We start from the raw sequence: 12,663 nt of genomic DNA, 5'->3' as shown, positions 1-12,663 counted from the left end.
CTTTTTTGTCCCTGAGGTGACGCGCCGGACGGGGTTTGATCCGCAAGGCACGAATCGTTGAGCAGCGCTCGGTTGGAAGCATTAGAATCCGTTTTAGCGCAAAGCGGCGCATCGGACCGGCTTGCAAGGCGCTAACGGAAAGCTAAAGTCGGCGCCGGGTTTTCCTGCAAGCCTCGACAATGTCGAGGCTGTTCAAGTTCTTGGGGTGTGTGTCATGACCAAATCGAAACTGCTGTTGGCCGGCCTGTTGGCTCTGATTCTCGCGCCCGTCGTCGCCCTGGCGCAGGCGCTGCCCGATCTCGGCGGCAAGAAGGTGGTGGTGGTGACGGAGAACGCCTATCCGCCGCTGCAGTTCATCGACGCCAAGACAGGCAAGCAGATCGGTTGGGAATATGACGCGATGAACGAGATCGCCAAGCGGCTGAATTTCGAGGTCGAGTACCAGAACACTTCCTGGGACGCGATGATCCAGGCGGTTTCCGACAACCAGTACAACATCGGCATGACCGGCATCACCATCAAAGACGACCGCAAGCAGAAGGTCGATTTCTCCGACCCCTATATGCGCTCGGAACAGTTCATGCTGGTGCGCGGCGACGAGAAGCGCTTCACCGACGCCAAGACGTTCGGCGCCTTCAAGGACGGGCTGATCGGCGCGCAGGCCGGCACCACGCCCTTCTACACCGCCGTCTACAGCGTGCTCGACGGCAATGAGCAGAACCCGCGCATCAAACTGTTCGAGACGTTCGGCGCGACGGTGCAGGCGCTGAAGACCGGCGACGTCGATGTCGTTTTGACCGACGGCACTGCCGGCAAGGGCTACGTCGAGGCGTCCAATGGCGGGCTGAAGCTGATCGGCGGACCGCTCGGCACCGAGGATTTCGGCTTTATTTTCCCGAAAGGCTCGGATCTGGTGAAGCCAGTCAATGCGGCGATCGCCGCGCTCAAGGCCGACGGCACGCTCGATGCGCTCAACAAGAAATGGTTCCTTGATTACAAGATGGGGCAGTAGCTTCCATTGTTGCGCACGTTGGGTGATGCGCAGGAACTCGCGCTGACTCCGCGCTCGTCCACCCCCCTCTGTCCTGCCGGACATCTCCCCCTCAAGGGGGGAGATTGGCAGCTTCGCTGGCCGCGCTTTTTCTCTAACGTTGGAGATTGGCGAAAGCAGAATGAACAGCCAATCTCCCCCCTTGAGGGGGAGATGTCCGGCAGGACAGAGGGGGGTGCCTTGGCACCATGCCTTCGCGATGTCTGCTTCACCGGCGTCGCCTGATGGCAACGCCCGCGTCTTCCACCTCCAAAACCGACTTTCCCTGGTGGCTTGCCGCGGCGATCGCGCTCGCCGTGGCCGCCGCCATCTTCATCGCCGCAAGCGACCTCTACGCCCAGGTTTTCGCGACCGTCGCCAAGGGCATCGGCATCACTGTCTTCGTCACAATTGTCGCCTTTGCCCTGGCTTCCGCCATCGGGCTCGGCATCGCGCTGATGGGGCTGTCAGGGTCGCGCTGGTTGCGTCAGATCGCCCGCTTCTATGTCGAGATCATCCGCGGCGTGCCAATCCTGGTGCTGTTGTTCTGGATCGCGTTTGCCGGCGCGCCAGCTTTCGTCGCGGCATGGAACGCGCTGACCGCGCCGCTGCAAAGCGCCGGCGTCTTCGGCGAGCTGCTGGTGCGAGACGTGTCGCTGCTGTGGCGCGCCATCATGGCGCTGACCATCGGCTACTCGGCCTTCATCTCGGAGGTCTTCCGCGCCGGCATCCAGGCGGTCGAGAAGGGCCAAATCGAGGCGGCGAAGGCGCTGGGGCTGACGCGCACGCAGCGTTTCCGGCTGATCGTCTTTCCGCAGGCGATCCGCACCATCTTGCCGCCGCTCGGCAATGATTTCGTCGCCATGGTCAAGGATTCGTCGCTGGTCTCGGTGCTCGGCGTCGCCGACATCACCCAGATGGGCAAGATCTACGCCGCCGGCTCGTTTCGCTTCTTCGAAACCTATTCGATCGTCGCCTATATCTATCTCATCCTGACGGTTGGCCTGTCGCTGGCCTTGCGGGCGCTGGAGAAGCGGTTGCGCCGCCAGCATGAGGAATAGAAGGCAGGCGAAGACGGCGCTACGATTGACCTGCCCGGTTGCGGAGGAATTGATCCATGAACATCGACAAAGCCAATGCGGCGCTGGAGTCCGTCTATACGGCGGATACACCGGAAGCGCTGGCGCAAGCTTATGCCGCATGGGCTGCGACCTATGACAGCGAAACCGCCTCGCTCGGCTATCTCCTGCCGTTCCTGATCGCCGCCTGGGTGGCGCGCCATGTGCCGGCAGGCGAGGGCCCGCTGCTCGACGCCGGATGCGGCACCGGCCTGTCGGGACCGTCGCTTAAGGCGCTCGGCTATCGGGACATTGCCGGGCTCGACCTGTCGGAGGACATGCTGAAAATCGCCGGCAGTCGGCAGGCCTACAGCGAGCTGAAACAGGCGATGCTTGGCGGTCCCCTGCCTTGGCCCGACGGGTATTTCCGCGCCTTCTTCTCGACCGGCGTGTTCACCATCAGCCACGCGCCGGCTTCCGGCCTGCATGAACTGGTGCGCATCACCAAGAAGGGCGGCCATGCCATCTTCACCGTTCGCGACCAGGTGTTCGAGAGCGGCGGATTTCAGGCGGTGTTCAATGAGCTGGAGCAGGCGAAGAAATGGCGGCCGGTCAAAGAAAGCCCATGGTTCCGCTGCTATGCCATCGCCGAACCCGAGGCGCTGGTGAAGACATTCGTGTTTGAGGTGCTTTGAGGGGCGGCACTTTCCCTTCTCCCCTGTGGGAGAAGGTGGCCGAGCGAAGCTCGGTCGGATGAGGGGTGTTCCAGGCTGGCACCAACCGCGCTCCGGCCAGCACCCCTCGTCTCGGCGCTACGCGCCGATCCACCTTCTCCCACAAGGGGAGAAGGGGAAGCCGCGTCACATCCCTACCAATTGCCGAAAAGCCAAAACATTGATATGAGCCACGCCATGGAACAGCTTTTTGGCGATCCGGCCTACAAGGGCTTCGTGCTGCAGGATAGAAAACGCCTGCCGTCGCGATTCTCCGCGCGCGTTTCCGGCGCTCTGACCAGCCGACTTCGCTAGGCCGTGTTCGCCGGCTAGCCGGCGCTTGTCCTTCCCATTTTCATATCGACGGATTTACGCACATGAGCGCACCGCGCACCCTCTACGACAAGATATTCGACGACCATGTCGTCGACCGCCAGGACGACGGCACCTGCCTGCTCTATATCGACCGCCACCTCGTCCATGAAGTGACCAGCCCGCAAGCCTTCGAAGGCCTGCGCATGACCGGCAGAAAGGTCCGCCATCCTGAAAAGACGCTGGCCGTGGTCGACCACAATGTGTCGACCTCGCCCGAGCGCAAGTTCGGCATCAAGAACGAGGAAAGCCGCATCCAGGTCGAGGCGCTGGCCAAGAATGCCAAGGATTTTGGCGTCGAATATTATTCCGAAAAGGACATCCGCCAGGGCATCGTCCACATCATCGGCCCCGAGCAGGGCTTTACTTTGCCCGGCATGACCATCGTCTGCGGCGACAGCCACACCTCGACGCACGGCGCTTTCGGTGCTTTGGCGCATGGCATCGGCACCTCGGAAGTCGAGCATGTGCTGGCCACGCAGACGCTGATCCAGCGCAAGGCCAAGAACATGCTGGTGCGCGTCGACGGCGTGCTGCCGGAAGGCGTCACCGCCAAGGACATCATTTTGGCGATCATCGGCGAGATCGGCACTGCCGGCGGCACCGGCTATGTCATCGAATATGCCGGCGAGGCGATCCGGGCGCTGTCCATGGAAGGCCGCATGACCATCTGCAACATGTCGATCGAGGGCGGCGCCCGGGCCGGCCTGATCGCGCCCGACGAGACGACCTTCGCCTATGTCAAAGACAAGCCGCGCGCTCCCAAGGGCGAGGCGTGGGACGCCGCGCTTGCCTACTGGAAGACGCTGCAGTCCGACGAAGGCGCGCATTTCGACAAGGTGGTCGTGCTCGACGCGGCGAAATTGCCGCCGATCGTCTCCTGGGGCTCTTCGCCCGAGGACGTCGTCTCGGTCCAGGGCATCGTGCCGAACCCCGACGATATCACTGATGAGAACAAGCGCACCTCCAAGCAGCGCGCGCTCGACTATATGGGCCTGAAGCCGGGCACCAAGATCACCGATATCGCGCTCGATCGCGTCTTCATCGGCTCCTGCACCAACGGCCGCATCGAGGATCTGCGCGCCGTCGCCAAGGTGGTCGAGGGCAAAAAAGTCAGCCCGCATGTCGATGCGATGATCGTGCCGGGGTCCGGCCTGGTCAAGGAGCAGGCGGAGGCCGAGGGTCTCGACAAGATCTTTGTCGCGGCCGGCTTCGATTGGCGCGAGCCGGGCTGCTCGATGTGCCTTGCCATGAATGACGACCGCCTCAAGCCGCATGAGCGCTGCGCCTCGACCTCGAACCGCAATTTTGAGGGCCGTCAGGGCTTCAAGGGCCGCACCCATCTCGTGTCGCCGGCTATGGCGGCGGCGGCGGCGATCGCCGGCCACTTCGTCGACATTCGTGAGTGGAAATAGATTTCAGGCGTGAGTGGAAATAACGCAGGGCTGCCACAGTCCGTGTATGAGTGCATGCCAGAGCCCGAACCCGATACGGTTCGGGCTCTCTTCACGCCGGGCGCCTCACGAATTCATGGAATTGCTCACGCCGGCCGGGTTCTTCCGCGGCGACCACCAGCGCAAGCTGACGTTCGTCGAAGAGCTTGAACCATTCGTCCCATTCGACCAGTTCGTAGCCGCCCGCATTGACCGGACGTTCGCCCTGATCCTGGTCCTGATAAGCGTGCTGGCCGAAGACCAGCCTCAGCATGGCTTGCGTTCCCGTTTCGGGCGACACGTCGACAATTGCCGGAAATCCGGCGCGCGCCGCGACCCATGAGCGAATTGCCTCGTGATCGGTCAGCATGATCGTATCGGCCATGAAAGCGTCTCCATCGATTGCTGCTGGAAAACGCCGATCGCGGTTTCAAGTTCCGCGCAGTTTCATGGACGACCCCGCGCATATTCGACTGCTTAACCGCTTGTTGGGGCTTCCGCTCTAGGGTCTTCCCTCACGGAAGCGTGGGGGTCACGGTCCTTTGGACACCGGTTTGCTGGTAGCGTTGCTCAATCCGACGATCGCGCTTGCGCTCGGCGCGGTGTTTCTCGTGCTGTGGTTCTACCAGCGCCACCGCCCCTATCTGGCCGTGCTCGCCGCCAGCTACTCGCTCTCGGCGGCCGGGTTCCTGTTGCAGCACTTCACCCTGCCCGTCGGCATGGCGCCGACCAAGCTGCTCTCCAATACATGCTTCACCTTTGCCGCCTGCTGCCTCTGCAGCGCGATCGTGGCGCGCTATGGGCGGCGCGTGCCCTATGTCGGGATCGGCGTTCTGGCGGGCGGTGGCCTGACCGCATTCTGCTGGTTCCTGTTCGTTCAGCCAGACCTCACTTGGCGGATCCTGGCGATGAATTTCGGCTTCGGCGGCCTCAGCCTGCTTGTGGCGGCCGAACTGCGCCCGGTGCGCGGCAGGGGTCCGACCGAAATGATCCTGTTCGTGCTGTCGCTGCTTTCCGGCCTGAATTTCTTCGTGCGGACACTGGCCGTCATCATCGCGCACGGACCCTTCACAAGCTATGACGGCTTTTACGCCTCGTCCTACTGGACGACGGCGTTGCTGTCGCATGCGCTGCTGTCGCTGCTCATCGCGCTTTGCCTGTTCTGCGCGGCGGCGCTCGATGTGATGAAGGCGCTGAAGGCCGAGGCGTATACCGATCCGCTGTCGGGCCTGCTCAACCGCCGCGGCTTCGAGGAGCGCGCCAGGCTTCTCCTGCTTCACTGCGCCACCGCCAAAATGCCGGTCGCGCTGGTGCTCGCCGACCTCGATCATTTCAAGGCGCTCAACGACCTTCACGGGCATGCGGCGGGCGATCGCGTGATCGCCGACTTCGCCGCCAAGCTTCTATCGGCTGCCGGCACGCGCGGCGTCGCCGGCCGCATCGGTGGCGAGGAGTTCGCCGTGCTTTTGCCGCTGAGCGACCTCGGCGCGGCAAGGCTGTTTGCCGAAGCCATTCGCACGCTCTATTCGGCGGGCAGCGTCGACGGGCTTCCGCCCGGCACAAGAGTGACCGCGAGCTTCGGCGTGACGGCCCGCACCGGCGACGAAGGACTTGAGCCGCTGATGCGCCGCGCCGACGAGGCGCTCTACAAAGCCAAAGGGAATGGTCGCGACAGCGTGCGGCTATCTTATGAACGGTCGGCCTATGAACAGCCGGAATCGGTATCCGTCGTGGAACCGCTCAAAGCCGGCTGATCATACGCGCTTGGGTTCGCATTAACGTCTTTTTCGCCCGTCCGTGATTTGCTTTCGCAGGGAGTGCGAAAATCACATGGGCGGCGCAGGCTTCATCCTTGCAATCAACCTGTTCGTTGCCGGCCTGCTGGCCGCAGCCTTCATGACGATCGCGTTCTACGATGTAGGGCGCGTGTCGGCACGCTGGCTGGCCCTCGGCTACCTGCTCGGCGTGGGCTATTACATCGTCGAATTCAGCATTCCGGTCTTCGACAATGCGCGACCTGCGGTCGTCACGGCTTTCGCCGTTTTCCTCGGCGCCACCATCGTCTTCAATGCTGGGCTCGCCCATAAATACGGCGTGGCGACGCCCTGGCATCCGATGCTTGTCTTTCTGGTTGCGGCCACCGTCGCAGTGTACTTCGTGCAGGATCTGCCACGTCAGTCGCTTGCCCGCATGATGGCCTACCAGCTCCCCTATGCGGCCATGCAGTTCGTCGGCCTCGGCATCGTCGGGTCGTCCAGGCAAAAACGCGACCGGCTCGACCGTGTGCTCATGGCTGTGCTGGCGGCCAGTGCCCTGCAATTCGTGAGCAAGCCTTTCATCGCCCACGCTCTGGGTGGCTGGGGCGTCAATCCGCAGGCCTATATGCGGAGCGACTACGCTCTGGTGTCGCAATCGCTTGGCACTGTGTTCGCCATGGCAATCGCGCTTCTTGTTCTGATCATCCTGGTCCGCGATGTGCTCGCCGAGGCGACGTCGAAGTCGGAGACGGACACGCTTTCAAGGTTGTTCAACCGGGGCGGCTTCGAACGTCACGCGGAACTCGCGATGCGCGATGCCGTGCGCAAAGGCGTTCCGGTCGCCCTGGTCATCGCCGACCTCGATCATTTCAAGAGCGTCAACGATAGTTTCGGCCATGCGTCCGGTGACCGGGTCATCGGGACCTTTGCTGGCTTCCTGCGTGACGCCGCCGCCGACCATCACGTCGCCGGCCGCATCGGCGGAGAAGAGTTCGCGATCATACTGCCGGGGACCAACCTCGCCGCGGCGCGGCTCCTTGCCGAAGGGACACGCAGCGCTTTCGGTGCCTTGCCGATCGACTGCCTGCCGGCGGACCATCGCTGCACCGCCAGCTTCGGCGTTGCCGAGCTTCAACCGGGCGAGGGTTTCGCCGATCTCATGCGGCGCGCGGACGAAGCGCTTTACCAAGCCAAGCGCGGCGGGCGCGATCGCGTGCGTATTGCGTTAGAGCCAGCCCTGCAGACCCCAGTGGCGACGCCTGACAGAATCAGCGGCAGGGGCTGAGTTCGGGCATCTCGCCGTCTGAAAGGCCGTACATGTAACTGCGGCCCTTCACGAAAACCGGGGGCCTGTAGCAGTCGCGACTGCTGACGTCATCCGCTTCGTTTTCATAGATTTTGGGCTGACCGGCGCCGGTGTAGTCCGACAGTTCCTTGGCCAGGTTGCCCTCGCCAACGAGGATGCGCTTGTAGCCGGCGGCGCTCTCGATGACCAGATTTCCGAAGGAATCGGCGTAGACGCGGTCGCGCGTCCCGGCGAGTGCCGGTGCTGCGAAGCCGATGGCCACCGCCATCAAGATGAGCGCCGAAAGGCGCGATCTGCCTGAGTTCGAACGCATGGCGTCCTCCATTTGTCAGAGGCGAACTTCCTCTGACTCGGAAATTAACCTTTTATTAACCTTTGTTAAGAGGCTAGCCCTGCTGGCCGTCAGGTCTCGGCAAACATGGTTAATATCCGGCGCCTGGGCGGCCGCGGTCATCTTTCGGCCATGCTTGCCCGCACCATCGCGCCCGGTGTCGGGTGATCTTGGCAAGCATCGCGGCTGGTTTGATGCGTAGGGAGACAGCATATGGCGTTACGCCGGACGTTTCGGGTGACGCTTGCCCTTTTTTCATTGCTGATCACTGCTGCCTGCGTGTCGCAGACCAATGCGCCGAGGGCCGGCACGACCGATTTGACGGCGCCGCAGCCGCGCACCGCGACCTACAATTGCGCCGATGGCACCAGGATCACTATCGAAAACCTCGGCACATCGGTGCGCGTGCTTGGCCCAGACGGCGCCAGCGAGGAACTGCCGGCCTCGCCGGCCAATCAAAGCAGCCGCTTCGGCGAGGCGCATGACGCAATCGTGATCGACGGGCGCGATGCGCTGGTGATGAAGGGCGGTAAGACGCCGCTGACCTGTAAGCGTTAATCAGTTTACCGCACTGCAGCGAACATAGCGCCGGCTTTGGGTCGCGCCCTAATCGATTGAAGCAAAGACCGCCCCTTTTGTCAGACTAAATTACGTTTTCGAAACGGTTTTCTGGCTTTGACGCGGTGCAAAAAGAGCATTAGAAACCGGCTGTCCGAAGTCGCAACCGGAAGCGGTAACGCCGCATTTCCACCTGGGGCTCCAGAGACGCCGAACTGGGGGAGCCATGAGCAAATCACCAGCCACCCGCGAATTTGCCAGACGTGAACGGCCGCTTTCGCCGCATCTGACCGTCTATCGGCCGCCGATCACGATGACGATGTCGATCATCCATCGCATCACCGGCGGGGCGCTCTATTTCGGCACGCTGCTGGTCGCCCTGTGGCTGATGGCGGCGGCGAGCTCGCAATCCACCTTCGATGCCGTCAACTGGGCCTTCGGCTCGTGGCTGGGGCGGCTGGTGCTGTTCGGCTATACCTGGGCGCTGATGCACCACATGCTGGGCGGCGTGCGCCATCTGATCTGGGACACCGGGGCAGGTCTTGAAAAGGACACCGCCTCCAGGATCGCCTGGGCGACGCTGGCCGGCTCGATCGTGCTGACGCTGCTGATCTGGGTCGCCGGCTATATGGCGCGGGGAGCCTGATCGTGAGCCACCACAACACCGACATGCGCACGCCGCTGGCGAAGGTCCGCGGCCTCGGCTCCGCCCGCGAGGGCACGGAGCATTTCTGGCGCCAGCGCCTGACGGCGATCGCCAACATCCCGCTGATCCTGTTCTTCGTAGGCTTCCTGATCGCGTTGAATGGCGCCGGCTATGTGGAGGTGCGCGCCGCACTTGCCAACCCGTTCGTGGCGCTGGTCCTGGCCCTGGTGCTCTTGTCCGGGCTTTATCATATGCGGCTCGGCATGCAGGCGATCATCGAGGACTATGTCCATGGCGAGGGCATGAGGCTGGCGCTGCTCGCGCTCAACACATTCTTTCCCGTGGTGGTCGGCGTCGCCTCGATCTTCGCCCTGCTCAAACTGGCATTTGGAGGCTGAAATTTTGGCCAAGGACGCGAAAAACGCCAACACGGCGTCCGCCTATACCTATGTCGACCACAAGTTCGACGTGGTGGTCGTCGGCGCCGGCGGCGCCGGCCTGCGCGCCACGCTCGGCATGGCCGAACAGGGCCTGCGCACCGCCTGCATCACCAAGGTGTTCCCGACGCGATCGCATACGGTGGCAGCGCAGGGCGGCATCGCCGCCTCGCTCGCGAATATGGGCTCCGACAACTGGCAGTGGCATCTCTTCGATACGGTCAAGGGTTCGGATTGGCTCGGTGACACCGACGCACAGGAATACATGGTGCGCGAGGCGCCGGCGGCGGTCTACGAGCTTGAGCATTACGGCGTCCCCTTCAGCCGCACGGAGGACGGGAAAATCTACCAGCGGCCGTTTGGCGGCATGATGATGAATTTCGGCGAGGGGCCGCCGGTGCAGCGCACCTGTGCCGCCGCCGACCGCACCGGCCACGCCATGCTGCACACGCTCTACGGCCAGTCGCTGAAGCACAACGCGCAGTTCTTCATCGAGTATTTCGCGCTCGACCTGATCATGGAGCCGGACGGCACCTGCACCGGCGTCGTTGCCTGGAACCTCGACGACGGCACCATCCATCGGTTTTCGGCAAAAATGGTGGTGCTGGCGACCGGCGGCTATGGCCGCGCCTATTTCTCGGCGACCTCGGCGCATACCTGCACCGGCGACGGCGGCGGCATGGCAGCGCGGGCCGGGCTGGCGCTGCAGGACATGGAGTTCGTGCAGTTCCATCCGACCGGCATCTACGGCGCCGGCTGCCTGATCACCGAAGGCGCGCGCGGCGAGGGCGGCTATCTCGTCAACTCCGAGGGTGAGCGCTTCATGGAGCGCTATGCGCCATCGGCCAAGGACCTTGCCTCGCGCGACGTCGTCTCGCGCTGCATGACGCTGGAGATCCGCGAAGGCCGCGGCGTTGGACCGAAGAAGGACCATATTTTTCTCCATCTCGACCACCTTGATCCGGCCGTTTTGCATGAGAGACTTCCGGGTATTTCGGAATCGGCAAAAATCTTTGCCGGCGTCGACCTGACCAAGGAGCCGATCCCGGTGCTGCCGACGGTGCACTACAATATGGGCGGCGTGCCGACCAATTACTGGGGCGAGGTGCTCAACCCCACTGCCTTGAACCCGGACCAGGTGTCGCCCGGGCTGATGGCGGTCGGCGAGGCCGGCTGCGCCTCCGTCCATGGCGCCAACCGGCTGGGCTCGAACTCGCTGATCGATCTGGTGGTGTTCGGCCGCGCGGCGGCGATCCGGGCCGGCCAGGTTATCGACCGCAACGCGGCGATCCCGTCGCCCAACGAAGCCTCGGTCGAAAAGATCATGGATCGCTTCGACCGGCTGCGTCATGCCGACGGCTCGACGCCGACGGCGGTCCTGCGCGAAAAAATGCAGAAGGCGATGCAGGACGACGCGGCGGTGTTCCGCACGCAGGAATCGCTGGAAAGCGGCTGCAAGCGCATTTCGCAGATCTGGGGCGAGCTTAAGGACGTAAAAGTATTCGACCGCTCGATGATCTGGAACTCGGACCTGGTCGAGACGCTGGAGCTGGAAAACCTGATGGCCAACGCCATCACCACTGTCTACGGCGCCGAAGCGCGCAAGGAGAGCCGTGGCGCGCACGCGCGGGAGGACTTTTCGGCGCGCGACGACGCGAACTGGCGCAAGCATACGCTGGCCCGGCTCAGCGAGGCCGGCAAGGTGACGCTCACCTACCGGCCGGTGCACACTGATACGCTGCTCAAGGAAGCAGACGGCGGCATCAACCCGGCCAAGATCGCGCCGAAGGCCAGGGTGTATTGACGATGGCGCTGGCGGTCTCAGGATATTCCGGCACGCCCCTTCCGGCCAAGCTCGGCCTAAAGGACGGGATGACAGCCGCCTTTATCGCGCTGCCGGCGGAACTCGACGATCTGGCCGAAGCCGTCGACTTCGCCCACGTCGACCGGCTGCCGGACTGGTCGAAGATTTCAGGTGCCCAGAAATACGATGCCATCCATGCCTTCACCCGGCAGCGCGCCGAGATCGAGGGTTGCCGGAGCGATGTCGAGGTGGCGATCAAGCGCGACGGCATGGTTTGGGTCTCCTGGCCGAAGAAGGCGTCGAAAGTGCCGACCGACGTCACCGAGGACGTCATCCGCGCCGCTGCGCTGAAGCTCGACCTTGTCGACGTCAAGGTCGCCGTCGTGAACGATATCTGGTCCGGGCTGAAGCTCGTCATCCGAAAGGACCTGCGGTAATGGTCGAACTGACGCTTCCGAAAAACTCGAAGATCAAGGCTGGAAAAACCTGGCCGAAGCCGGAGGGCGCCACCAATCTGCGCGAATACCGCATCTACCGCTGGTCGCCGGACGATGACGAAAACCCGCGCATGGACACCTATTTCGTCGATATGGACGATTGCGGTCCGATGGTGCTCGACGCGCTGCTCTGGATCAAGAACAAGATCGACCCGACGCTGACCTTGCGCCGCTCCTGCCGCGAAGGCATTTGCGGCTCCTGCGCCATGAACATCGACGGCTCCAACACGCTCGCCTGCACCAAGGGCTGCGACGACATTTCCGGCGCGATCAAGGTCTATCCGCTGCCGCATATGCAGGTGGTCAAGGATCTGGTGCCCGACCTCACCAATTTCTACGCCCAGCACGCCTCGATCGAACCGTGGCTGAAAACTGTGTCGCCCGAGCCGGCCAAGGAATGGCTGCAGAGCCATGAGGACCGCGAAAAGCTCGACGGGCTCTACGAGTGCATCCTTTGCGCCTGCTGCTCGACCTCCTGTCCGAGCTACTGGTGGAACGGCGACCGCTATCTCGGGCCGGCGACACTGCTTCAGGCCTATCGCTGGCTGATCGATTCCCGGGACGAGGCCACGGGCGAACGGCTCGACAATCTCGAAGACCCGTTCCGGCTCTATCGCTGCCACACCATCATGAACTGCGCCCAGACCTGCCCCAAGGGGCTCAACCCGGCCAAGGCGATCGCCGAGATCAAGAAGATGATGGTGGAGAGAAGGGTGTAGAC

At 63.1% G+C, this 12,663-nt stretch carries 14 protein-coding genes; 12 read left to right on the top strand and 2 right to left on the bottom strand.

The genetic code is table 11. From position 1 onward, the window contains the following. Positions 1-214 precede the first annotated feature (214 nt). From EOC94_RS29655 to leuC, 4 genes are all read left to right on the top strand, one after another. Positions 215-1,012: a transporter substrate-binding domain-containing protein gene (locus tag EOC94_RS29655; protein WP_127295042.1), complete on the top strand. Its 798-nt coding sequence runs from the start codon at positions 215-217 to the stop codon at positions 1,010-1,012. 263 nt (positions 1,013-1,275) lie between these two features. Further along, positions 1,276-2,091, top strand: a complete 816-nt coding sequence (locus EOC94_RS29645) for an amino acid ABC transporter permease (protein WP_127295040.1) — start codon at positions 1,276-1,278, stop codon at positions 2,089-2,091. A gap of 56 nt (positions 2,092-2,147) precedes the next feature. Further along, a complete protein-coding gene (locus tag EOC94_RS29640) occupies positions 2,148-2,783 on the top strand; it encodes a class I SAM-dependent methyltransferase (RefSeq protein WP_127295038.1) in 636 nt (211 codons plus the stop codon). A 395-nt stretch (positions 2,784-3,178) separates the two neighbouring features. Further along, on the top strand, positions 3,179-4,588 hold the full coding sequence (gene leuC, locus EOC94_RS29630) for a 3-isopropylmalate dehydratase large subunit (RefSeq protein ID WP_127295036.1): 1,410 nt from the start codon (positions 3,179-3,181) through the stop codon (positions 4,586-4,588). Between the two features lie 91 nt (positions 4,589-4,679). Here the strand turns inward: leuC and EOC94_RS29625 are convergent, their stop codons facing one another. After that, complete coding sequence (locus EOC94_RS29625) at positions 4,680-4,991, bottom strand: hypothetical protein (RefSeq protein ID WP_127295034.1); 312 nt, start codon at positions 4,989-4,991, stop codon at positions 4,680-4,682. Between the two features lie 157 nt (positions 4,992-5,148). On the opposite strand from EOC94_RS29625, the gene EOC94_RS29620 reads away from it, so the two are divergent. Both EOC94_RS29620 and EOC94_RS29615 read left to right on the top strand, forming a co-directional pair. Beyond that, positions 5,149-6,360: a GGDEF domain-containing protein gene (locus EOC94_RS29620; protein WP_127295032.1), complete on the top strand. Its 1,212-nt coding sequence runs from the start codon at positions 5,149-5,151 to the stop codon at positions 6,358-6,360. 76 nt (positions 6,361-6,436) lie between these two features. Further along, positions 6,437-7,648, top strand: coding sequence for a GGDEF domain-containing protein (locus EOC94_RS29615; RefSeq protein ID WP_126104351.1), 1,212 nt, complete (start codon positions 6,437-6,439; stop codon positions 7,646-7,648). On the opposite strand, the gene EOC94_RS29610 is transcribed toward EOC94_RS29615, so the two are convergent. Then, a complete protein-coding gene (locus tag EOC94_RS29610) occupies positions 7,632-7,982 on the bottom strand; it encodes a hypothetical protein (protein ID WP_095485116.1) in 351 nt (116 codons plus the stop codon). The genes EOC94_RS29615 and EOC94_RS29610 overlap by 17 nt on opposite strands. A gap of 231 nt (positions 7,983-8,213) precedes the next feature. Between EOC94_RS29610 and EOC94_RS29605 the strand changes: the two genes are divergently transcribed. The 6 genes from EOC94_RS29605 (at position 8,214) to EOC94_RS29580 (ending at position 12,661) form a co-directional block, all read left to right on the top strand. After that, on the top strand, positions 8,214-8,558 hold the full coding sequence (locus tag EOC94_RS29605) for a hypothetical protein (RefSeq protein WP_126104352.1): 345 nt from the start codon (positions 8,214-8,216) through the stop codon (positions 8,556-8,558). 226 nt (positions 8,559-8,784) lie between these two features. Then, the gene (gene sdhC, locus EOC94_RS29600; protein ID WP_126104353.1) at positions 8,785-9,204 is read left to right on the top strand and encodes a succinate dehydrogenase, cytochrome b556 subunit; all 420 of its coding nucleotides are present in this window, start codon (positions 8,785-8,787) and stop codon (positions 9,202-9,204) included. Between the two features lie 2 nt (positions 9,205-9,206). Continuing rightward, entirely contained in the window at positions 9,207-9,602 is a 396-nt protein-coding gene (gene sdhD / locus EOC94_RS29595; RefSeq protein ID WP_095484915.1) for a succinate dehydrogenase, hydrophobic membrane anchor protein, read from the top strand. 4 nt (positions 9,603-9,606) lie between these two features. Next, on the top strand, positions 9,607-11,445 hold the full coding sequence (gene sdhA, locus EOC94_RS29590) for a succinate dehydrogenase flavoprotein subunit (RefSeq protein ID WP_127295030.1): 1,839 nt from the start codon (positions 9,607-9,609) through the stop codon (positions 11,443-11,445). Positions 11,446-11,447: 2 nt separating this feature from the next. Next, positions 11,448-11,882 carry a DUF3052 domain-containing protein gene (locus EOC94_RS29585; RefSeq protein ID WP_127295028.1) on the top strand — a complete coding sequence of 145 codons (435 nt, stop codon included), beginning with the start codon at positions 11,448-11,450 and terminating at the stop codon, positions 11,880-11,882. After that, positions 11,882-12,661 (top strand): succinate dehydrogenase iron-sulfur subunit, encoded by a 780-nt coding sequence (locus EOC94_RS29580; RefSeq protein WP_126104356.1) that lies wholly within the window; start codon positions 11,882-11,884, stop codon positions 12,659-12,661. Before EOC94_RS29585 ends, EOC94_RS29580 begins: the two co-directional genes overlap by 1 nt. The last annotated feature ends 2 nt before the right edge of the window (positions 12,662-12,663 follow it).

Source organism: Mesorhizobium sp. M6A.T.Ce.TU.016.01.1.1 (genome assembly GCF_003997065.1).
GTDB lineage: Bacteria > Pseudomonadota > Alphaproteobacteria > Rhizobiales > Rhizobiaceae > Mesorhizobium > Mesorhizobium mediterraneum.
Note: the sequence above shows the minus strand (reverse complement) of the source record. Positions and strands in the feature narration are given on the sequence as shown.